Source organism: Janthinobacterium sp. (assembly GCF_031995485.1).
In the GTDB taxonomy this organism is placed as follows: Bacteria; Pseudomonadota; Gammaproteobacteria; order Burkholderiales; family Burkholderiaceae_D; genus Janthinobacterium.
The window spans coordinates 1-20,342 of record NZ_DAMAGB010000003.1; the positions used below are offsets into that span (position 1 = coordinate 1).

Sequence of the window (20,342 nt, forward strand, 5' to 3'; positions counted from 1 at the left end):
CACGATGGCGACAATGAAGAGTTCCATGTTTTTGGTGAGGTCCATGATGATGTCCTTGGTATCAGTGGTTTGTCTGCTGCGATGATGGAACTGTAAGCTTGCCTGCCCTTCATCGCCACCGGATTGCGACCAAACGCCGGAATGGCGGCACAAAATACGAACTGGCCGGACGGAACGGCGCACGTGTAGCCGATCGGGAAAGCGGTACTGGATATCGGTGCTGAAAAAACGGCGGTTCGTCAGGAAAATACCGGAACCGTGACTGCTGCCAGGGCTGGAGAGAACCGGGGGCGCCGCCCGTTCCGACTGCCTGTGGTGGATTGCTGCTCCTGCTGCTTGCTGGCGCCGGGCTTACAGCGCGGCTTTTTCTTCGGCGTTCAGGCGCTTGGCGCTGACATACACCACGTGCGTCGTGACAGCGTCGGCGCTGGCGACGACAGGGGCCGGTGCGGCGCGCAATTTCGGTACGGCGGCAGTGGACAGGCTGGTGGCGGCGGCGATGGCGATAATGGCGACGACGATGGCTTCCATGTGTTTGGCGATGTTCATGATGATGTCCTTTAAGTGAGTGGCTGGTGGTTTGTGTCCTGCGATGATAGAACTGTAGACCTGGGCACCTGCCGTCGCCACCGGATTGCGACCAAACGCACAAATCGCGGAACAGAATACAAACGGGCCGCGATGGAACGCAGAAATGGCGGATGAAGCGCATTTTGATGCAGATACGCGCCATTCCAGTCCCATTCCAGGCCCTTTCAGCAGCGTCCCGCCCCCTAAAAGCCCTGATGCCGGCCAACCTTGTTTATAATCGCCGTACACTAAAGGACCTCTTTCATGACTGATCAATTCTCCAAAAAGGGCGAAGCCTGGTCGGCCCGGTTTTCCGAACCGGTCTCGGACCTCGTCAAGCGCTATACCGCATCTGTATTTTTTGACAAGCGCCTGGCGCTGTTCGATATCGAAGGTTCGCTGGCCCATGCGGAAATGCTGCATGCGCAGGCCATCATCAGCCCGGCCGACTACGCTGAAATCCAGCGCGGCATGGCGCAGATTTCGCAGGAAATCGCCGCCGGCCAGTTCGAATGGCTGCTGGACCTGGAAGACGTCCACCTGAATATTGAAAAACGCCTGACCGAACTGGTAGGCGACGCCGGCAAGCGGCTGCATACGGGCCGTTCGCGCAACGACCAGGTCGCGACCGACATCCGCCTGTACGTGCGCGCCGCCATCGACGACATCACCGCCCTGCTGGGCACCCTGCGCGGCGCCCTGACGGATCTCGCCGAGCAGCACGCCGACACCATCATGCCGGGCTTTACCCACATGCAGGTGGCGCAGCCGATCACCTTCGGCCACCATATGCTGGCGTATGTCGAGATGTTCGGCCGCGATGCCGAGCGCATGGCGGACACCCGCAAGCGCGTCAACCGCCTGCCGCTGGGCGCCGCCGCACTGGCCGGCACCACCTTCCCGATCGACCGCCTGCGCGTGGCAAAAACGCTGGGCTTCGACGACGTCTGCCACAACTCGCTCGACGCTGTTTCGGACCGCGATTTCGCCATCGAATTCTGCGCCGCCTCCGCCGTGCTGATGATGCACGTGTCGCGCATGGCCGAAGAACTGGTGATCTGGATGAGCCCGCGCATCGGCTTCATCGACATCGCCGACCGCTTCTGCACCGGCTCGTCGATCATGCCGCAAAAGAAAAACCCGGACGTGCCGGAACTGGCGCGCGGCAAGACCGGCCGCGTCTACGGCCACCTGATCGGCCTGCTGACCCTGATGAAAGGCCAGCCGCTGGCCTACAACAAGGACAACCAGGAAGACAAGGAGCCGCTGTTCGATACGGTCGACACCGTCATCGACACCCTGCGCATCTTCGCCGACATGGCCGGCGGCATCACCGTCAAACCGGAAGCGATGCGCGCGGCCGCCCTGCAAGGCTACGCCACCGCCACCGACCTGGCCGACTACCTGGTCAAGAAGGGCCTGCCGTTCCGCGACGCCCATGAAGCGGTGGCACTGGCCGTGCGCGCCTGCGTCGACGCCGGCTGCGACCTGGCCGACCTGTCCTTGGCCCAGCTGCAGGCATTCTCGCCCTTGACGGGCGAAGACGTGTTCGAGGTGCTGACGCTGGAAGGCTCGGTCGCCGCGCGCGACCACGTCGGCGGCACCGCGCCGCGCCAGGTACGTGAAGCGATTGCGCGCGTGCGCACGCAGCTGGAAAAGTAATCCCCCTCCGCCGCCCCCTCTCCCGGGGCGGCTGCTATCATGCCTGCCTTCAAAACCATCTTTTGGGAGCAGGCATGGGTAGCGTCATGAACGTCGGCGGCATCGGTATCGGCGGCACATCAATCGAAGCAGCATTGTCCACATTGACGGACATGACGGCCGGCATGGCCGCCATCGGCAGGGACGAACACGCGCAGCGCATCGCCAGGGCGCAGACCTGCATGCGCGAGCAGGGCATCGCCGCCATCTACCTGAACGCGGGCGCCAACCTCACCTATTTCACGGGCACCAAATGGCATGCCAGCGAACGGATGGTGGGCGCCATCCTGCCGGCCAAAGGCGCGCTCGAATATATCGCTCCCGCATTTGAAGAAAGCACGCTGCAAGGTTTCATGCTGGTCGAGGGCAAGGTCAACTGCTGGGAAGAGCATGAAAGCCCGTACCAGCTGTTTGTCGACGTGCTGGCGCGCATGGGAATCAAGCAGGACGACGCCAAGCCGCCGCGCGTGGGCATTTGCGAAAGCGCCGCCTTCTTTATCTACGACGGCATCAAGCCGCTGGCATCGGGCTACGCGCTGGAAAACGCGCGCGCCGTCACGGCCTACTGCCGCAGCCGCAAGTCGCCGGCCGAAATCGCCCTGATGCAGCGCGTGATGGACATGACGCTGGCCGTGCATGTGGCCACGGCCAGCATCCTGCATGAAGGCATCACGACGCTGGAAGTGGAGGAATTCATCCAGCGCGCGCACCGCAAGGTGGGAGCGCCGCGCTCATATTTCTGCATCGTGCTGTTCGGCGAGGCCACCGCCTACCCGCATGGCGTGAACTATGTGCAGACGCTGAAGGCAGGCGACACGGTGCTGATCGACACGGGCTGCCAGGTGATGAACTATATTTCCGACATCACGCGCACCTATGTGTTTGGCGCCATCAGCGAGCGCCAGCGCAGCGTGTGGAACAGCGAGAAGAAAGCCCAGGCGGCGGCGTTTGCGGCAGCGCGGCTGGGCGTGCCCTGCGGCGACGTCGACCGCGCCGCGCGCGTGTCGCTGGAAGAAGACGGCTTTGGCCCCGGCTACAAGCTGCCCGGCCTGCCGCACCGCACCGGCCACGGCATCGGCCTCGATATCCACGAGTGGCCCTACCTGGTCGGCAGCGACAGCACGCCGCTCGATGCGGGCATGTGCTTTTCGAACGAGCCGATGATCTGCATCCCCGGCGAATTCGGCATCCGGCATGAAGACCATTTCTACATGACGAACGACGGGCCGCGCTGGTTCACGCAGCCGGCGCACAGCATCGATGATCCGTTTGGATTGCGCGTCCAGGCCTGATCCGACCTGCGCAGCGGCCGCAGGCCGGAATGGCGGGCCGCCAGGGTGCGGCCCGCGCCATCGCCCATCACCGCAACGCCAGATAGGCCGCAGGAACGCCTCGCGCGTCATCCGGCGCCATGCCACCCTGCGCCAGCTTGAATACCGCCAGCGCCGTACCCAGTTGCAGCGCCTGTTCCTGCAGCGATTCGGCGGCCGCCGACGCTTCTTCCACCAGTGCGGAATTTTGCTGCGTCATCTGGTCCATGCTGCCAATGGCAACGCCGATATCGCCAATGCCGGCGCTCTGCGCCTGGCTGGCCGCGCTGATATCGGCCATGATGTCGGCCACTTTTTTCACCGATGCGACGATCTGGCCCATGGTCAGTCCCGCCTCGTCGACCAGCTTCGAACCGATCTGCACTTTCGACACGGAGTCGTCGATCAGTTGCTTGATTTCCTTGGCCGCGCCGGCTGAGCGTTGTGCCAGGTTGCGCACTTCCGACGCCACCACGGCAAAACCGCGTCCCTGTTCGCCTGCCCTCGCCGCTTCCACGGCCGCGTTCAGCGCCAGGATGTTGGTCTGGAAGGCGATGCCGTCGATGACGCCGATAATGTCGACGATGCGCCGCGACGAGTTGTTGATCTCGCCCATGGTGGTGACCACCTGACTGACCACCTGCCCGCCCTTGACGGCCACCGACGACGCCGACACCACCAGTTCGTGCGCCTGGCCCGCGTTGGCCGCGTTATCGCGCACGGTGCCCGTCAGGCTGTCCATGGCGCGCGCCGTCTGGTCCAGGCTGCCCGCCTGCGACTCGGTCCGCGCAGCCAGGTCCGCATTGCCCTGCGCGATTTCCGCGCTGGCTACCTGGATCGTTTCGGCCGACGCCTTGATGCCGGACACCATGGCGCCGAGCTTGCCGCGCATGTCCTTCAGCGCCGCCAGCAAGCTGTCCTGGTCGCCGGCTTCGGTAGCGATCTGCATCGACAGGTCGCCATCGGCCACGGCACGCGCGATCTGGCGCGCATATTCGGGTTCGCCGCCCAGCTGCTGCCAGATCGCGCGTACGACAAAATGCGACACGGCCGCCAGGCAAATGATGACGGCCAGCGCCACCGCGATGCTGGTATTGAGCGCATGGCGCACGTTGGCCGCGCTGCGCGCGATGCCATCCTTGAACTGCCGCTGCGCCTGCTCATTGGTTTTGGCAAGATCCGTGTTCAGGATCGCCAGCGCACCCTGCATGCGCGTCACGGTGGCCTGAGGATCGCCTTGTTCCACTTCCAGCATGATGCGCGCCGCGCTCAGCGCCGGCGCATAGTAGGCATCGAATTCCCTGGCCAGGCGCTGGCCATGCTCGCGCTGTCCTTCGAGCGCAGCAAAGGCGGCCAGTTTGGCGCGCAGCTTGACAGCCTGGCCGTCGACCTGCGCGATACGCTCCTTGTCGCCCTCGCTGACAGCGTCGCGCAAGGCGTCGCCGACGGCGCCCACGTCCAGCACCAGCGACTTGACCATATCGAGCGCGGGATAGTCGGCACTCTCGGTGGCATGGATGGAATTGAGCGCGGCGGTGGACAGATAAGCACTGATCGCCAGTCCAAGGCCGAAAATCACGGCCGAGACGACGGGCAGCGCCCATATCTTGCGTTTGATACTCATGGGTGTCTCCTGATGGGAATACAGGCGGACCATGGTCTTGCGCATGGCCCGCCGCGAGCTTATGGCGCGGTCAGCACCACTTTCACGGTGCTGTCGACAGCGCTTTTCTCGATATAGCCGATGGCTTTCGGATCGGCGGCCACGGCCTTTTTCACGTCGGCGCTGCTGGCAACTTCGCGCGGCAAGGTCGCCTTGCCCGTAAAGACCAGCTTGGACCACAGCGCTTTCGCCTGCGATGGCTCCTTGTCCGTCACTTTTTTGTAGAACTCGGCCCTGACAGGCGCGCTTTCGGACTGGTCGATCGGCGTCATGGCCGTCGATTTACCAAGGAAAAACTGCGCCACCTGGTCATTCGTCATGGCGCTGGCAGCGCTCTTCGGATTGACCACCACGACCACTTCGGCCATGGCCGGCATGGCGAGCGACAGGGCCAGCAGGACGGCCGCATTGCGAAAAAATGAGTGCATGGTCGCTCCTTAGAAAACGAAATCGATGGCGGCGGCAGCGACCGTCACGGGGCCACGGAAACCGGTCTGCGCCTGCAGGAACAGGCCCTGGCCATTTTTTGGCTTGACGCGGTCGATTTGCACTTTCAGCGCGGCCGAGCGGTGGAAGTCCCAGCGCACGCCGATGCTGTCGGTCGATTGTTCAAGCTGGTTGCGGGTCGTGGCCATGGTATTGACGCCTGCCGACAGTGCGCGCAATGTTGGCGTGCAAGCGGCCGGGTAGCCCACCGGGCACGATGCCGGCACCGTGTTGTTGACGCGGCTGTCAGGCTTCAAACTGGCGTGGCTGTAGTAAGGCAAAAAGGCGCCGAAGCGATAGCCTGCCATCACGTACCAGGAAGTGCTGTCGCTCAGATAGCTGTCCGTCTTGCGCTTGGCGTACTCGGACTGCACCAGGATGCTGTTCCAGTCCAGGCCCAGGCCCACCGAGGTAAACGACGCCTTCTTGTCGTGCACCGCCAGTTCGTCGGCCAGCGCATTCAACTGGGTAAAGCGGTAGCCGGTTCCGGCTGCGCGCAGTGCGGCAAACAGGGTATTCTGACTGGTCGAATCGTTGATGGTCAGCTTGGTCTCGGCACGGCCGAAGCGCACCGTCACGGGACCGTTTTCTGCCACCACGTTCAGCGCGACGATCGACTTGCCTTCCACGTGCACGATCGAATCAGGACCGGTGGCCACTTTTGCCTTGGTCTCGCCCAGCGCCAGTTGCGTGGTCAGGCTGGTCTCGCCCAGGCTCATTTGATAGGTACCGTCGATACCGTCGATGCTGTTGAGCGGCACTTGCGAATACATTTCGCCGGGAGGACGCAGCAGGGTATTGGCATATCCGAGGTTGCGGTAATCGGAGATCATGAAGACGGGCAGGCCCATGCGGCCGACGCGCACGCTGAAGTTGTCCGAGACCTTGGCCTTGGCGAACGCCCACGCCAGTTCGGCGCCGAAATCGTCTTCGCCATCCTTGCGCGCCAGGCCCTGCACGGTGGCCGACAGCCAGGGATTGACGACCACGTCCGCCTGCAGGCCAAGATTGGAATCGACGCCGGTGCGCGCGGTCTTGCGCGCGCCGCTGGCCTGGTTCGGACGCGCAAACTGGGCGCTGTCGGTATCGGTGACGGTCAGCGCCGCCGTGCCGTAGCCGCTGATCTTGACGGTGGGGCCGGTGCTGTCCTGTGCATAGGCATGGCTGATTGCCAGCGGCATGGCCAGCAATAAAGTGAAGACGTGTTTGTTCATAGTAAATAAATACCCGTAACGTTAATTTGAGCGTTGATCGTGGAATGAGGCTTGCAGTCGGTAGCCGACGTGCCGTGAGGGAACGGGATGCGTTTGTTTGGCATCACCGAGCTGCAACAGATGCACAGGAGGTGGGCGTAACCAGTCAGTCAAACCATGCTACAGAGAAAAAGTTGGGAGTTGGAAAGTTTTTTTGAGGCAATGAATATTTTTGCCGTTTTCCAGGAAAAAACGCCGTTTTTAGAAAAAATTCTCTAAAAACGGCGTTTCAAAAACAACACAGTCGTTATGTTTTTAACACACTTGGCAAGGCCATCATTGCAGCCTGCAGGGACTGCCTGATTGACGTCAACGCCCGCGCCAGCCTTATTCGCGCTTCGACACCAAGGTCAGGATGTCATAGCTGGCCACCAGCTCATCGTGCTGGTTGGTCACCTGCACGTCCCACGCCACCACGCCCTGCCCGACGCCAAACACGTCCTTGCGGTTGCGGTCGACCTTGCGCTTGCAGGTCAGGCGCGCGCGGATGGTGTCGCCGATCGCCACCGGCGCCACGAAGCGCAGGTTGTCCAGGCCGTAGTTGGCCAGCACCGGACCCACGCCGGGCGAAACGAACAGGCCGGCGGCAGCCGACAGCACGAAGTAGCCGTGGGCGATGCGCTTGCCGAACTGCGATTCCTTCGCCGCGATTTCGTCGAAGTGCATGTAGAAGAAGTCGCCCGAAATGCCGCCAAAGGCGACGATGTCCGCTTCGCTGACGGTGCGGCGGTGCGTGAGCAGCGAGTCGCCGGTTTTCAGGTCTTCGAAATGCTTGCGGAACGGGTGGATCGGGCTTTCGTTGACTGCCGCGCCACGCACGTATTCACCGGTGACGGCTGCCAGCATGGTAGGCGAACCCTGCACCGCCGCGCGCTGCAGGTAGTGGCGCACGGCGCGCACGCCGCCCAGCTCTTCGCCGCCGCCGGCGCGGCCAGGACCGCCGTGCTTCAGCTGCGGCAGGGGCGAGCCGTGGCCGGTCGAGTCGACCGACGCCTCGCGTTCCAGGATATGTACGCGGCCATGGGTGGCGGCCACGCGTGGCACCACGCGCGCCGCCAGTTTCGCGTCGCGCGTGACCAAGGTGCTGACCAGGCTGCCCTTGCCGCGCGCGGCAAGCAGCAAAGCTTCGTCGATATCGTGATAGCCCATCATGGTGCTGACGGGGCCGAACGCTTCCACGTCATGCACGGCGTCGTTGCCAAACGCATCGCGGCACATCAGCAGGGTCGGCGAGAAGAAGCTGCCGTCCGATGCTCCATCGCCGAGCGGATTGAAGCCGTCGGCCGCACCGAACACCACTTCGTTCCCCTGCGACAGCGTGGCGACCCGTTCGGCCACATCGTTCTGCTGCTCTTTCGAGGCCAGCGCGCCCATGCGCACGCCTTCGATCGAGGGATCGCCCACTACCACCTTGGCCAGGCGTTCGCGCAGTCGCGTGCCGACCGCGTCGAGCAGGTGATCGGGCACGATCACGCGGCGGATCGCGGTGCACTTCTGGCCCGATTTGCCGGTCATTTCACGCACCACTTCCTTGACGAACAGGTCGAATTCCACGTCGTCGGGCGTCACATCCGGCGCCAGGATGGCGCAGTTGAGCGAATCGGCTTCGCCATTGAACGGCACCGAATTGGCGATCAGGTTCGGGTTGGTGCGCAGCTTGGCGGCGGTGGCAGCCGATCCCGTGAACGTGACCACATCCTGGCCGTTCAGGCGATCGAGCAGGTCGCCGGTCGAGCCGATCACCAGCTGCAGGCTGCCTTCGGGCAGCAGGCCCGATTCGTGCATCATGCGCACCACGGCCTGGGTCAGGTAGCTGGTGGCGGTGGCCGGCTTCGCGATGCACGGCATGGCGGCCAGAAAACTGGGCGCGAATTTTTCCAGCAGACCCCAGATCGGGAAGTTGAATGCATTGATATGCACGGCCAGCCCGCCGCGCGGCACCAGGATATGGGTGCCGGCAAAGCCGCCTTTTTTGCCCAAGGCGATGGCCGGGCCTTCGTGCAGCACGTTCGACGACGGCAGCTCGTTGCTGCCCATGCTGGCATAGGCAAACAGGGTGCCGGTGCCGCCTTCGATATCGACCCAGCTGTCGGCGCGGGTGGCGCCCGACAGGTGCGAGATCACATACAGTTCTTCCTTGCGCTCGACCAGGTACAGCGCCAGCGCTTTCAGGCGCGCAGCGCGCTGCTGGAAGTCCAGCGCCATCAGGCCAGGCACGCCCGTCCTGCGGGCATAGGTCACGGCTTCGTCGAAGTCGATCTTCTCGGCGTGCGTGTGATAGATGACGTTGTTGTTCAGGGCGCTGTGCAGCGGCACGGCGGCCGATTCGCCCAGCCAGCGGCCGGCGATCAGGCTTTGCAAGGTTGAAACATGAGCCATTGAGTTCTCCATAAATAGGTTGGCGGTGGCGCCGGATTACGCGGGGCGCGGCCCCGCTGATCCGACCTACGCCGAGCTGGTGGTGTTGGTTATTGCGCAGCCGCGTTCTTGTGCAGATGCAGCGGCAGCGCCGATTCAAAATTGAGGCGCTGGCGGTTCGCTTCGACTTGCGTCAGCGCCTCGACTTCGCGCATCGTGTGCATCGAGCGCACGGCCAGTTCGTGGTACTGGCTGGTGCCCGAGCTTTTCCATTTGATCTCGTCTTCGGTCAGCGAGCGGATGATTTTTGCCGGCGTGCCGACCACCATGCTGCGCGGCGCGACGATCATGCCGGCTTTTACAAAACTCATGGCGGCGACGATGGACTCTTCGCCGATGACGGCGTTGTCCATCACCACCGCATTCATTCCGACCAGCGCATTGCGGCCGATGCGGCAGCCATGCAGCACCGCGCCGTGGCCCACATGGCCGTCGGCTTCGACCACCGTGTCGCAGCCGGGAAAGCCGTGCATCACGCAGGTGTCCTGCAGGTTGGCGCCCTCTTCCAGGATCAGGCGCCCGAAGTCGCCGCGGATCGACGCCAGCGGGCCGATATAGCAGCGCGGACCGACGATCACGTCGCCGATCAGTACCGCGCTCGGGTGCACATAGGCGGACGGGTGGACCACGGGGGTGACGCCGTTGATTTCGTAGACTTTGACCATGGTATTTTCCTTTTAACTATCGTGCCATGTGCGCAGGTCGGATTAGCCGGAACGGCGTAATCCGACAAACACCTGTAGCGCCAACAATATTGTCGGATTACGCGCTACGCGCTAATCCGACCTACGTCCTTACATCCCCAGGTAGGCGCTCTGCACCTGCTCGTTATGCAGCAATTCCGGCCCGGGACCGGACAGGGTAATGGCGCCCGTCTCGATCACATAGCCGACATCGGCAATCGACAGCGCCGCGTGGGCGTTCTGCTCGACCAGGAAAATCGTGATGCCCTGGTCGCGCAGTTCGGCCACGATGCGGAAGATTTCGGCGATCAGGAGCGGCGCCAGGCCCATGCTGGGCTCGTCGAGCAGCAGCAGCTGCGGGCGGCCCATCAGCGCGCGCGCCATGGCCAGCATCTGCTGCTGTCCGCCGGACAGGGTGCCGGCCAGCAGCAGGCGCTTTTCCTTCAGGATCGGGAACAGGCCATACATGCGCTCCATGTCGCCGGCCACATCGGCAGGCGGGCGCGTAAAGGCGCCCAGGCGCAGGTTGTCTTCGACCGTCATCGGGCCGAAGACCTGGCGCCCTTCCGGCACCTGGCAGATACCGGCGCGCACGCGCCTGTCGGCGCTGCTGCGGCTGATGTCCTGGCCGGCAAACTGTATCGTGCCGGCGCTGACCGGCTGCACGCCCGAAATCGCGCGCAGCAAGGTGGTCTTGCCGGCGCCATTGGCGCCCACCAGCGCCACCAGCTGGCCCTGGCGCACCTGCAGGTCGATGCCGTGCAGGGCCTGGATGCGGCCATAGTGGCTGGTGAGGCCCTTGATATCGAGCACCAGCGGTGTCTGAGGTTTTTCCATCTTCATCATGCCGCCACTCCCAGATACGCCGCCACCACGTCGGGATTCGCGCGCACTTCGGCGGCGGTCCCTTCGGCCAGCTTCTTGCCATAGTCGAGCACCAGGATATGGTCCGACAGATTCATCACCAGTTTCATGTCATGCTCGACCAGCACCACCGTCACGCCCGATTGCGCCACCTTGCGGATCAAGGCTTCGATTTCGCCCGTCTCGGTGTGGTTCAGGCCTGCGGCCGGCTCATCGAGCAGCAGCACTTTCGGCTTGGCCGCCAGCGCGCGCGCGATCTCCAGGCGTTTTAACGCGCCATACGACATCTGCCCCGCTTCGTCGTCGACATGGCGGCCCACGCCGACAAATTCCATCAACTGCGCAGCTTCATCGCGGCAGGCCGCATCGGCCCGGCGCACCGACGGCAGGCGCAGCATGGAGGCGAACAGGTTCTGGTTCAGGCGCAGGTGCGCGCCCACCATCACGTTGTCGATCGCCGTCATGTTCATGCATACCTGCAGATTCTGGAAAGTACGGCTCATGCCGCGCCGCGCCAGCGCATCGGGCGGCATGGCGGCCACGTTCTCGCCATTGAGCAGGATCTCGCCTTTGGTCGGCGTATACACGCCCGTGATCAGGTTGAACAGCGTGGTCTTGCCGGCGCCGTTCGGGCCGATCACGGAATGGATATTGCCTTCCTTGACGGTAAAGCTGACATCCTGCACCGCGTGCACGCCGCCAAAGCTCTTGCTCAGGTTATTAATCGTCAGCATCTCAAGCCTCCTGTACCGGTGGTTTTGTCGATGTAGCCGGCGCCTGTGGCGCAGTTGGCGTGCTTGCCCGCTTGCGCGAACGGCTGGCCAGGCTCGGCACCAGGCCCTTGGGCATGAAAATCATGGTCGCCATCAGGATCACGCCGAACACCACCGTTTCCCAGCCCTCAAAGCTGGACAGCAGCTGCGGCAGTATCGTCAGCAGCGCCGCGCCGATGATCGAGCCGAAGATCGACGCCATGCCGCCCACCACCACCATCGTCACCAGCTCGATCGAGTGGAAGAAGCCGGCCAGGTTGGGCGTGATGAAGCCGATGTAATGGGCGCTGATGCTGCCCGCGATGCTGGCAATCACGGCCGACAGCACGAACACGCGCACCTTGAAGCGGGTGGTGTCGACGCCGACCACGCGCGCCGCCACTTCCGAGCCATGGATCGCCTGCAGTGCGCGGCCGACCGGTGAATCGATCAGGTTCAGCGCCAGCCAGGTCACCAGCAGCAGCAGCACGGCGCATACCAGGTACCACGATTTCTCGCCGGCGATTTCCAGCCCGGCCAAGCTGAAGGCGGACACGCCGATGCCGTCCGGGCCACCGGTCCATTGCGTTTCGTTGTTGATCACGATGGAGATGATGATGCCCAGGCCCAGCGTGGCCATGGCCAGCGTATGGCCCTTGAGTTTCAGGACCGGACGCGCCAGCAGCAGCGCCAGCAAGCCGGTCGCTACCGCGCCGGCAGCCAGCGCGGCCAGCGGCGGCCAGTTGTAATGCGTGGTCAGCACGGCCGACGCATACGCGCCCAGGCCATAGAAGCCCGCGTGGCCGAGGCTGATCTGGCCCGTGTAGCCCATCAGGAGATTGAGGCCGATGACGACGATGGCGTTCAATGCAATGCGGATCGCCACGTCATAGTAGAACGCGTTGGTCAGAAACAGCGGCAGGATGGCCAGCACCAGCGCCAGCACCAGCAGGCCGCCGTGGCGCGAACGTGTGAAGAAGTTGGTCATACACGCTCCGAATTTTTAGCGCCGAACAGGCCTTGCGGCAGGAAGAACAGGATCAGCAGGATCAGCACGAACGGTACCGCGTCCTTGTACGCCGACGAGATGTAACCGGCCGTCATGGCTTCGGCGATGCCGAGGATCAGGCCACCGGCAATCGCGCCCGCGCCGCCACCGAGGCCGCCCAGCACGGCCGCCACAAAGCCTTTCAGGCCCAGCATGATGCCCGCGTCATACGAGGTATAGGTGATCGGTGCGACCAGGATGCCGCCGGCGGCGCCCAGCAGGGCCGACAGGCCGAACGAGAACAGCAGCACCTTGCGGGTATTGATGCCCACCAGTTGCGCGGCCAGTTTGTTGTGCGAAGTGGCCAGCATGGCCTTGCCCATCAGGGTGCGGCCGAAGAACCAGCCCAGCACCAGCACGATCACCACCGTCACGCCCAGCACCCACAGGCTTTGCGGCAGCAGGCTGGCGCCGAGGAATTGAATCGATGTGTCGCCGGAAAACGCCGGCAGCGAATGCGTGTCCTTGCCCAGCCAGATCTGCACCAGGCCGCGCAGCACCAGCGAGGCGCCGATGGTGATGATCAGCAGCGTGATGACCTGCGCGTTCTGCGCCGGTTCGATCACGGTTTTTTCCATCAGCAGGCCCACCAGGCCCGTGGCGATGACGGCCAAAAAAATGGCCAGCGGCAGCGGCACGCCGGCGGCCGACATCACGGCGGCCAGCATCCCGCCCAGCATGATGAATTCGCCCTGCGCAAAGTTGATCACGCCGCTGGTGTTGTAGATGATGGTAAAGCCCAGCGCCGCCAGCGCATAGGCGGAACCGACCGTCATCCCGGAATACAGAAATTGTAGAAATTGTGCGACTTCCATGGTGTCTCCAATATGTTCGGCTGCACGCGGGCCGCCCTCGAGAGCGGCCCGCGCGGATACTTCTGGCTTACATTATTTCGAACTTATTGCGAACATTATTTCGACAATTGCCATTCGCCGTTCTTCACTTCGACCATGCGGAAAGCCGACAGATCCAGGCCCATATGGTCCTTGGCCGACATATTGAATACGCCAGTCGTTCCCACGAAGCCCTTGGTCGTTTCCAGCGCCGCGCGCACTTTTTCGCGGTCCGTGCCGCCGGCGCGCTTGATGGCGTCAACCGACAGGTTCAGCGCATCCAGCGCATAGCCGCCGAAGGTCGACGGATCGATCTTGTAGCGGTCCTTGTAGGTCTTGTCGTAGCCGACCACGATGGCTTTCTGTGCATCGGCGTCCGGCAGCATCGCGCCGATCAGGAGCGCCGGCGTCGGCAGGCGCACGCCTTCGGCAGCCTTGCCCGACAATTTGAGGTATTCATCCGATGCCACGCCGTGCGACTGGTACAGCGGCAGCGCCGTCATGCCCAGCTGGCCGTAGTTCTTGGTGACGACCGCAGGCCCTTGTCCCAGCCCGAACACGAACACGGCCTGCACGCCGGCGGTGTTCTTGATGCGCGTGAGCTGCGCCGTGATGTCGGTGTCTTTCGGGCCGTAGGTTTCATCGGACACCAGCGTGATGCCGTACTTGGAGGCGACGATCTGCGACTCCTTGCGTCCCGACGCGCCAAAGCCGCTGGTTTCCGACAGCAGGCCCACCTTGGTGATGCCGCGCTTTTTCATGTCCTCGAATACCTTCTCGGCCGCCATGCGGTCGGTATGCGGCGTCTTGAACACCCATTTCTTGACCGGGTCGATCACCACCACGGCGCCGGCCAGCGAAATGAACGGCAGGCTGGCGCGTTCCACCAGCGGCGCCATCGCCATCGTCGCGCCGGTAGTGGTGCCGCCGATCAGCACATCGACCTTGTCGGACTCGATCAGGCGCTTGGTAAAGCCGTTGGCCTTGGCCGCATCGCTGCCGTCGTCGTAGTGCACCAGTTCCAGCTTGCGGCCCAGCACGCCGCCGGCCGCATTGATTTTCTCGATATACAGCTGCAGGGTTTTCAGTTCCGGGTCGCCCAGAAAGGCGGCCGGCCCCGTGACGGACAGCACGGAGCCGATCTTGATATTGTCGGCCGCATAGGCGCCGGCGGCAGACATGGCCAGCACGCCGGCGATCAGGGTTTTCTTGAAGATATTGGCAATCATTTGAGTCTCCACCAGGTTGGCACTACGGTCAATTGTTGGTCGGCGCTTTTAACCAGCCTGCGCCTTTTTTTGTTATTACGTTTTATACGCTCAGACGCGTTCAATCACCACGGCAATACCCTGCCCCACGCCGATACACATGGTGCACAGCGCATAGCGCCCACCCGTGCGTTCGAGCTGGTTCAGCGCGGCCATCACCAGGCGCGCACCGGAAGCACCAAGCGGATGGCCGATGGCGATCGCGCCGCCGTTCGGGTTCACGTGCGCCGCGTCGTCCGCCAGGCCCAGGTCGCGCGTGACGGCGAGCGCCTGCGCGGCAAATGCTTCATTGAGTTCAATTACATCCATCTGTTCGATGGTCAGACCGGTCTGCGCCAGCACCTTGCGCGTGGCCGGCGACGGACCGAAGCCCATGATGCGCGGCGCCAGGCCGGCAGTGGCCATGCCCAGCACTTTTGCGCGCGGCGTCAATTTGTATTTGTCCACCGCCGCGCTGGAAGCCAGCAAGATCGCGCAGGCGCCATCGTTGAGGCCCGAGGCATTGCCGGCCGTGACGGTGCCGTCAACCTTGACCACGCCTTTCAGTTTCGCCAGCATCTCGATCGAGGTGTCCGGCCGCGGATGTTCGTCGGTGGTGACCATTTTCGGGTCGCCTTTTTTTTGCGGCACGGCCACCGGCACGATCTCGCGTTCGAACACGCCGGCCGCGTGGGCCGCCGCCCAGCGCTGCTGGCTGCGCAAGGCCAGCGCGTCCTGGTCGGCGCGGCTGATGCCAAATTCCACCGCCACGTTTTCCGCCGTTTCCGGCATGGTATCGATGCCGTACTGCGCCTTCATCTTGCCGTTCACGAAACGCCAGCCCAGGGTGGTGTCTTCGATTTTCGCCGCGCGCGAGAACGCGCTGTCGGCCTTGCCCATCACGAACGGCGCGCGCGTCATGCTTTCCACGCCGCCGGCGATGATCAGGTGCGCTTCGCCCGCCTTGATCGAGCGGGCGGCCAGCCCGACCGCATCGAGGCTGGAGCCGCACAGGCGGTTGATGGTATTGGCCGGCACGTCGACCGGCAGGCCGGCCAGCAGCGCGGCCATGCGGCCCACATTGCGGTTGTCTTCGCCGGCCTGGTTGGCGCAGCCATAAAATACATCGTCGATGGCGGACCAGTCGACGGTCGGGTTGCGGGCGATCAGCGCGGCGATCGGCAGCGCGCCCAGGTCATCGGCGCGCACGGTCGCCAGGGCGCCGCCATAGCGGCCAAATGGCGTGCGTACCGCGTCACAGATAAAAGCGTCGTTCATGTGTGTTTCCTTGTTCGGTATGTCAGGAGAAGATCTTCGGGCGCTGGTCGACCACGCGGCGGGCCTTGCCCGTCAGCGTGCGTTCGATGCCGGACGCGGCCACCAGGCGCACGCGCGTGCTCACGCCCACATGCGTCTTGATGCGGTGTTCCAGCTCGCGCGCCAGGCCGTCCGTTTCGCTGGCCGAGATGGTCGAGTTCAGGTCGATGCGCAGTTCGGCGATCACTTCCAGCTTGTCCAGGTGGCCGTCGCGCGTCACCACCAGTTGATACTGCGGCGCCAGTTTCGGCATTTTCAGGATCAGCTCTTCGATCTGCGTCGGGAACACGTTCACGCCGCGGATGATCAGCATGTCGTCCGAGCGGCCCGTGATCTTGCCGATGCGGCGCATCGAACGCGAGGTCGGCGGCAGCAGGCGGGTCAGGTCACGCGTACGGTAGCGGATGATCGGCAGCGCCTCTTTCGACAGCGACGTAAATACCAGCTCGCCCTCTTCGCCGTCCGGCAGCACTTCGCCCGTTTCAGGGTCGATGATCTCCGGGTAGAAATGGTCTTCCCAGATGACCGGGCCGTCCTTGCTCTCGATGCATTCGGAGGCCACGCCAGGACCCATCACTTCGGACAGGCCATAGATATCGACCGCGTCGATGCCGGCGCGCGCTTCGATTTCCGAGCGCATGGCGTCGGTCCACGGCTCGGCGCCGAAAATGCCGACCTTCAGCGACGAATCGGCCGCGTCCAGGCCCTGGCGCGTGAATTCCTCGATGATGTTGAGCATGTACGACGGCGTGACCATGATGATCGAAGGCTTGAAATCCTGGATCAATTGCACCTGCTTTTCGGTCTGCCCGCCCGACATCGGGATCACCGTGCAGCCCAGGCGCTCGGCGCCGTAGTGGGCACCCAAGCCGCCCGTGAACAGGCCGTAGCCATACGAGATATGCACCATGTCGCCCGCGCGGCCACCACCGGCGCGGATCGAACGGGCCACCACATTGGCCCAGGTGTCGATATCGTTCTGCGTGTAGCCAACCACCGTGGCCTTGCCCGTGGTGCCGCTCGACGCGTGGATGCGCACGACTTGTTCGCGCGGCACGGCAAACAGGCCGAACGGATAATTGTCGCGCAAGACTTTTTTATCGGTGAACGGGAATTTGGCCAGGTCCGACAGCGATTTCAGGTCGTCCGGATGCACGCCCGCTTCGTCAAAGGCGGCGCGGTAATGAGGCACGTTGTCATAGGCGTGCTTGAGCGTCCATTTCATGCGTTCGAGCTGCAGCGCCTGCAGTTCATCCTTGCTGGCGCGCTCGATCGGTTCGAGGTCATTCGGGGAAGGCGTACGTTGGACCATTTCTGTCTCCTAAATCGGTTCTATAACTTTGTAATTCCTACCGGCAGTTCAAACCTGCTCTTGGATCACTTCACCCGCCACGCGGATCGACTTGCCGCGGAACAGCGCGATGATGCGGCCTTCCTGGTTGCTGACCTTGACGTCGTACACGCCGCTTTTTCCCGCCAGCGCCTGCTCGACTGCATCGGCCGTCAGCACGTCGCCTTCGCGGCCCGGCGCCAGGTAGTCGATGGTGCAGCCGGCGCCGACCGTGTTCAGGTTGTAGCTGTTGCAGGCAAACGCAAACGCGCTGTCGGCCAGGGCGAAGATAAAGCCGCCGTGGCAGGTCAGGTGGCCGTTGAGCATGTCGCCACGCACGGTCATGGTCATGCGCGCATGGCCGGGGCCGACATCGACGAGGGCGATGCCCAGGGCGGCGGTGGCGCTGTCGCGCGACAGCATGGAAGCGGCGGCCGCTTCGGCCAAAGCCTGGGCACTCAGGTTGTGGTCTTCATTCGGCATGAAACTTGGCTCCATTGGCGAGTTTGCGGCGCAGCAGCGGCGAGACGCGGTAGCGGTCTTCGCCATAGCCTTGCGCCAGATGGTGCAGCACGGTCACGACATGACCGATGCCGACCGCATCGGCCCAGGCCAGCGGTCCGCGCGGATAGTTGACGCCCTTCTGCATGGCGATATCGACGGCGGCCGCCGTGCACACGCCCTGGTTGACGGCGTCGGCCGCTTCATTGGCCAGCATGGCGACGGTGCGCATCACGGCCAGGCCAGGCACATCGTCCAGGCGCGTGACCGTCAAGCCGGCCGCCTGGAACAGGCCGACGGCGGCGTGGTACGCTTCATCGCTGCACTGGTCGGCGCGCGCCAGCGCCACGCGCTTGGCAGTGGCGTAGTCGAGCGCCAGGTCGAACAGCACCGTGTCGGCATGCTGGTTGTCCTGCGCGCGCTCGGTGGCAGTGCGGCCGTCCGTCAGGTAGATCGCGGCGCCATTGCAATGCAGGGCCGGCGCCGTGTCGCTGACCTGGCCTTCGAGCGTAACGCGGCTGGTGACACTGATGCCGGACGCTTCCAGGCGCTGCACCAGTGCGTGCACGATGCCGCTGTGGCCACGGCCGTCGCTGCCGACAGCGCTGGACAAGGCCACCACGTCGGGGCGCACTTGCGGGCCTTCCTGCTGTGCTGCGGGAATGCTGGCGCCTTCGCCATACTGATAGAAGCCACGGCCCGACTTGCGGCCCAGGAAACCCGCGTTGACCATTTCCTGCTGCAGCACGGACGGCGTGAAGCGCGGGTCGTTGAAATAGGCGCCGAATACCGATTGCGTGACGGAGAAATTCACGTCGTGGCCGATCAGGTCCATCAGTTCGAAGGGGCCCATGCGGAAACCGCCCGCTTCGCGCAGCACCGCATCGATGGTGGCGGCGTCGCCGGCCTGTTCGTTCAGCAGGCGCCAGCCTTCCGCATAGAACGGACGCGCCACGCGGTTGACGATAAAGCCCGGCGTCGATTTCGCATGCACGGGCATCTTGCCCCAGGCGATCGAGGTGTCGTAGACGGTGGCCGCGACTTCTTCGCTGGTGGCCAGCCCACTGATGACTTCTACCAGCGCCATCAGCGGCACCGGGTTAAAGAAGTGCATGCCGACCAGGCGTTCCGGGCGGCGCAGTCTGGCGGCAATCGCGGTAACGGAGATCGACGAAGTATTGGTGGCCAGGATGCAGCCGTCGTCCACCAGCGCTTCCAGGTCGGCAAACAGGGTACGCTTGACGTCGAGGTTTTCCACGATGGCTTCGACCACCAGCGAGGCGTCGGCCACGTCACCGAGGCTGGCGGCCGCCTGCAGGCGCGCGGTGGCATCCTGGGCCTCTTGCGCCGTCATGCGGCCCTTCTCGGCCAGCTTCGAATACATCTTGCCGATATCCTGCAAGGCCTTGCTGACGGCTTCAGGACGCGTGTCGTACAGTTTCACGCGGTAGCCGGCGGCGGCGGCCACCTGCGCGATACCGGCGCCCATGGCGCCGCTGCCGATCACGGCGACGATACTGTTGTGTGCCAGAGCAGTCATTATTGTCCCTTGAATTGCGGTGCGCGTTTTTCCATGAAGGCGGCGACGCCTTCGCGGTAGTCTTCGCTGTTACCGAGTTCGCTCATCATGCGCGCTTCCAGCGCCAGTTGCTGCGGCAGGGTATTGGCGCCACTGAGAGCCAGCGCCTGCTTGGTGAACGCCAGGCCCTTGGTCGGCGCGGTGGAAAAATGCACGGCCAGCTTGCGGGTTTCTGCAGCCAGCTCGGCGTCGTCCACGCACTTCCAGATCAGGCCCCAGTCTTCGGCTTTTTCGGCCGACAGTTTTTCACCGAGCAGGGCCAGGCCCATGGCGCGCGCCGAACCGATCAGGCGCGGCAAAAAGAAAGTGCCGCCCGTGTCGGGAATCAGTCCCAGCTTGCAGAACACTTCGACAAAGCTGGCCGAGCGGCCGGCAATCACGATATCGCAGGCCAGCGCCAGGTTGGCGCCCGCACCGGCGGCCACGCCGTTGACGGCGCAGATCACCGGCATCGGCAGGGCCTTCAGGGCCAGCACCAGCGGCGCATAGTTTTTTTCCACCGATTCGCCCAGGTCCACGCCTTTCGAACCCGGTTCGACGGCGCGGTCGGACAGGTCCTGGCCGGCGCAGAAACCGCGGCCGGCACCGGTCAGCACGAACACGCGCACGGCGCTGTCGGCGTTGACCCTGGCAATCGCATCGCGCACTTCCTCGTGCATGGCCTGGGTGAAGCTGTTGAGCTTGTCCGGACGGTTCAGGGTGAGCGTGGCGATGCCCTGCTCGATGGTGAAGAGGATGTTCTGGTAGGTCATGGCGTCTCGCTTTTTTAATTGGTATCGCTGGGCGT

The 20,342-nt window shown here is 63.7% G+C and carries 18 protein-coding genes; 2 read left to right on the top strand and 16 right to left on the bottom strand.

Annotated features, from left to right (window positions below; all coding sequences use genetic code 11):
- Positions 1–351: 351 nt before the first annotated feature.
- A complete protein-coding gene (locus RTQ46_RS02990; RefSeq protein ID WP_312434509.1) occupies positions 352–549 on the bottom strand; it encodes a hypothetical protein in 198 nt (65 codons plus the stop codon).
- Between the two features lie 285 nt (positions 550–834).
- On the opposite strand from RTQ46_RS02990, the gene argH reads away from it, so the two are divergent.
- Together argH and RTQ46_RS03000 are read left to right on the top strand one after the other, a co-directional pair.
- On the top strand, positions 835–2,232 hold the full coding sequence (argH, locus tag RTQ46_RS02995) for an argininosuccinate lyase (protein WP_312434510.1): 1,398 nt from the start codon (positions 835–837) through the stop codon (positions 2,230–2,232).
- A gap of 74 nt (positions 2,233–2,306) precedes the next feature.
- Positions 2,307–3,563, top strand: a complete 1,257-nt coding sequence (locus RTQ46_RS03000) for a Xaa-Pro peptidase family protein (protein WP_312434511.1) — start codon at positions 2,307–2,309, stop codon at positions 3,561–3,563.
- A gap of 67 nt (positions 3,564–3,630) precedes the next feature.
- Here the strand turns inward: RTQ46_RS03000 and RTQ46_RS03005 are convergent, their stop codons facing one another.
- The 15 genes from RTQ46_RS03005 to paaG all read right to left on the bottom strand — a co-directional run bounded on the left by RTQ46_RS03005 (position 3,631) and on the right by paaG (position 20,307).
- Positions 3,631–5,205, bottom strand: a complete 1,575-nt coding sequence (locus tag RTQ46_RS03005) for a methyl-accepting chemotaxis protein (RefSeq protein WP_312434513.1) — start codon at positions 5,203–5,205, stop codon at positions 3,631–3,633.
- A 59-nt stretch (positions 5,206–5,264) separates the two neighbouring features.
- On the bottom strand, positions 5,265–5,672 hold the full coding sequence (locus tag RTQ46_RS03010; protein ID WP_312434514.1) for a hypothetical protein: 408 nt from the start codon (positions 5,670–5,672) through the stop codon (positions 5,265–5,267).
- Between the two features lie 9 nt (positions 5,673–5,681).
- Positions 5,682–6,944, bottom strand: a complete 1,263-nt coding sequence (locus RTQ46_RS03015) for a hypothetical protein (protein ID WP_312434515.1) — start codon at positions 6,942–6,944, stop codon at positions 5,682–5,684.
- Positions 6,945–7,310: 366 nt separating this feature from the next.
- Positions 7,311–9,362: a phenylacetic acid degradation bifunctional protein PaaZ gene (gene paaZ / locus RTQ46_RS03020; protein WP_312434516.1), complete on the bottom strand. Its 2,052-nt coding sequence runs from the start codon at positions 9,360–9,362 to the stop codon at positions 7,311–7,313.
- A gap of 89 nt (positions 9,363–9,451) precedes the next feature.
- Positions 9,452–10,066 carry a phenylacetic acid degradation protein PaaY gene (paaY, locus tag RTQ46_RS03025; protein ID WP_312434517.1) on the bottom strand — a complete coding sequence of 205 codons (615 nt, stop codon included), beginning with the start codon at positions 10,064–10,066 and terminating at the stop codon, positions 9,452–9,454.
- 129 nt (positions 10,067–10,195) lie between these two features.
- The gene (locus RTQ46_RS03030) at positions 10,196–10,927 is read right to left on the bottom strand and encodes an ABC transporter ATP-binding protein (protein WP_312434772.1); all 732 of its coding nucleotides are present in this window, start codon (positions 10,925–10,927) and stop codon (positions 10,196–10,198) included.
- Entirely contained in the window at positions 10,927–11,682 is a 756-nt protein-coding gene (locus tag RTQ46_RS03035; protein WP_312434519.1) for an ABC transporter ATP-binding protein, read from the bottom strand. The genes RTQ46_RS03030 and RTQ46_RS03035 overlap by 1 nt, the downstream gene beginning before the upstream one ends.
- 1 nt (position 11,683) lies before the next feature.
- Positions 11,684–12,688: a branched-chain amino acid ABC transporter permease gene (locus RTQ46_RS03040; RefSeq protein WP_312434520.1), complete on the bottom strand. Its 1,005-nt coding sequence runs from the start codon at positions 12,686–12,688 to the stop codon at positions 11,684–11,686.
- Positions 12,685–13,563 (bottom strand): branched-chain amino acid ABC transporter permease, encoded by an 879-nt coding sequence (locus RTQ46_RS03045; RefSeq protein WP_312434521.1) that lies wholly within the window; start codon positions 13,561–13,563, stop codon positions 12,685–12,687. Before RTQ46_RS03045 ends, RTQ46_RS03040 begins: the two co-directional genes overlap by 4 nt.
- A gap of 95 nt (positions 13,564–13,658) precedes the next feature.
- On the bottom strand, positions 13,659–14,810 hold the full coding sequence (locus RTQ46_RS03050) for an ABC transporter substrate-binding protein (protein WP_312434522.1): 1,152 nt from the start codon (positions 14,808–14,810) through the stop codon (positions 13,659–13,661).
- 90 nt (positions 14,811–14,900) lie between these two features.
- Positions 14,901–16,106: a 3-oxoadipyl-CoA thiolase gene (pcaF, locus tag RTQ46_RS03055; protein WP_312434523.1), complete on the bottom strand. Its 1,206-nt coding sequence runs from the start codon at positions 16,104–16,106 to the stop codon at positions 14,901–14,903.
- A gap of 22 nt (positions 16,107–16,128) precedes the next feature.
- Positions 16,129–17,457 (bottom strand): phenylacetate--CoA ligase PaaK, encoded by a 1,329-nt coding sequence (gene paaK / locus RTQ46_RS03060; RefSeq protein WP_312434525.1) that lies wholly within the window; start codon positions 17,455–17,457, stop codon positions 16,129–16,131.
- Positions 17,458–17,505: 48 nt separating this feature from the next.
- Positions 17,506–17,958, bottom strand: coding sequence for a hydroxyphenylacetyl-CoA thioesterase PaaI (paaI, locus tag RTQ46_RS03065; protein ID WP_312434527.1), 453 nt, complete (start codon positions 17,956–17,958; stop codon positions 17,506–17,508).
- Positions 17,948–19,516, bottom strand: coding sequence for a 3-hydroxyacyl-CoA dehydrogenase PaaH (paaH, locus tag RTQ46_RS03070; RefSeq protein WP_312434528.1), 1,569 nt, complete (start codon positions 19,514–19,516; stop codon positions 17,948–17,950). The genes paaI and paaH overlap by 11 nt, the downstream gene beginning before the upstream one ends.
- Positions 19,516–20,307 (bottom strand): 2-(1,2-epoxy-1,2-dihydrophenyl)acetyl-CoA isomerase PaaG, encoded by a 792-nt coding sequence (gene paaG, locus RTQ46_RS03075; RefSeq protein WP_312434529.1) that lies wholly within the window; start codon positions 20,305–20,307, stop codon positions 19,516–19,518. Before paaG ends, paaH begins: the two co-directional genes overlap by 1 nt.
- Between the last annotated feature and the right edge of the window lie 35 nt (positions 20,308–20,342).

What these genes read in the sequence shown, in the direction of transcription:
- RTQ46_RS03005 (WP_312434513.1), bottom strand. Translation starts at nt 5,205, where the DNA reads ATGAGTATCAAACGCAAGATATGGGCGCTGCCCGTCGTCTCGGCCGTG.
- pcaF (WP_312434523.1), bottom strand. Translation starts at nt 16,106, where the DNA reads ATGAACGACGCTTTTATCTGTGACGCGGTACGCACGCCATTTGGCCGC.
- paaY (WP_312434517.1), bottom strand. Translation starts at nt 10,066, where the DNA reads ATGGTCAAAGTCTACGAAATCAACGGCGTCACCCCCGTGGTCCACCCG.
- RTQ46_RS03000 (WP_312434511.1), top strand. Translation starts at nt 2,307, where the DNA reads ATGGGTAGCGTCATGAACGTCGGCGGCATCGGTATCGGCGGCACATCA.
- paaH (WP_312434528.1), bottom strand. Translation starts at nt 19,516, where the DNA reads ATGACTGCTCTGGCACACAACAGTATCGTCGCCGTGATCGGCAGCGGC.
- RTQ46_RS03050 (WP_312434522.1), bottom strand. Translation starts at nt 14,810, where the DNA reads ATGATTGCCAATATCTTCAAGAAAACCCTGATCGCCGGCGTGCTGGCC.
- paaK (WP_312434525.1), bottom strand. Translation starts at nt 17,457, where the DNA reads ATGGTCCAACGTACGCCTTCCCCGAATGACCTCGAACCGATCGAGCGC.
- RTQ46_RS03040 (WP_312434520.1), bottom strand. Translation starts at nt 12,688, where the DNA reads ATGACCAACTTCTTCACACGTTCGCGCCACGGCGGCCTGCTGGTGCTG.
- paaI (WP_312434527.1), bottom strand. Translation starts at nt 17,958, where the DNA reads ATGCCGAATGAAGACCACAACCTGAGTGCCCAGGCTTTGGCCGAAGCG.
- RTQ46_RS03015 (WP_312434515.1), bottom strand. Translation starts at nt 6,944, where the DNA reads ATGAACAAACACGTCTTCACTTTATTGCTGGCCATGCCGCTGGCAATC.
- paaG (WP_312434529.1), bottom strand. Translation starts at nt 20,307, where the DNA reads ATGACCTACCAGAACATCCTCTTCACCATCGAGCAGGGCATCGCCACG.
- RTQ46_RS02990 (WP_312434509.1), bottom strand. Translation starts at nt 549, where the DNA reads ATGAACATCGCCAAACACATGGAAGCCATCGTCGTCGCCATTATCGCC.
- RTQ46_RS03030 (WP_312434772.1), bottom strand. Translation starts at nt 10,927, where the DNA reads ATGAAGATGGAAAAACCTCAGACACCGCTGGTGCTCGATATCAAGGGC.
- RTQ46_RS03010 (WP_312434514.1), bottom strand. Translation starts at nt 5,672, where the DNA reads ATGCACTCATTTTTTCGCAATGCGGCCGTCCTGCTGGCCCTGTCGCTC.
- paaZ (WP_312434516.1), bottom strand. Translation starts at nt 9,362, where the DNA reads ATGGCTCATGTTTCAACCTTGCAAAGCCTGATCGCCGGCCGCTGGCTG.
- RTQ46_RS03045 (WP_312434521.1), bottom strand. Translation starts at nt 13,563, where the DNA reads ATGGAAGTCGCACAATTTCTACAATTTCTGTATTCCGGGATGACGGTC.
- RTQ46_RS03035 (WP_312434519.1), bottom strand. Translation starts at nt 11,682, where the DNA reads ATGCTGACGATTAATAACCTGAGCAAGAGCTTTGGCGGCGTGCACGCG.
- argH (WP_312434510.1), top strand. Translation starts at nt 835, where the DNA reads ATGACTGATCAATTCTCCAAAAAGGGCGAAGCCTGGTCGGCCCGGTTT.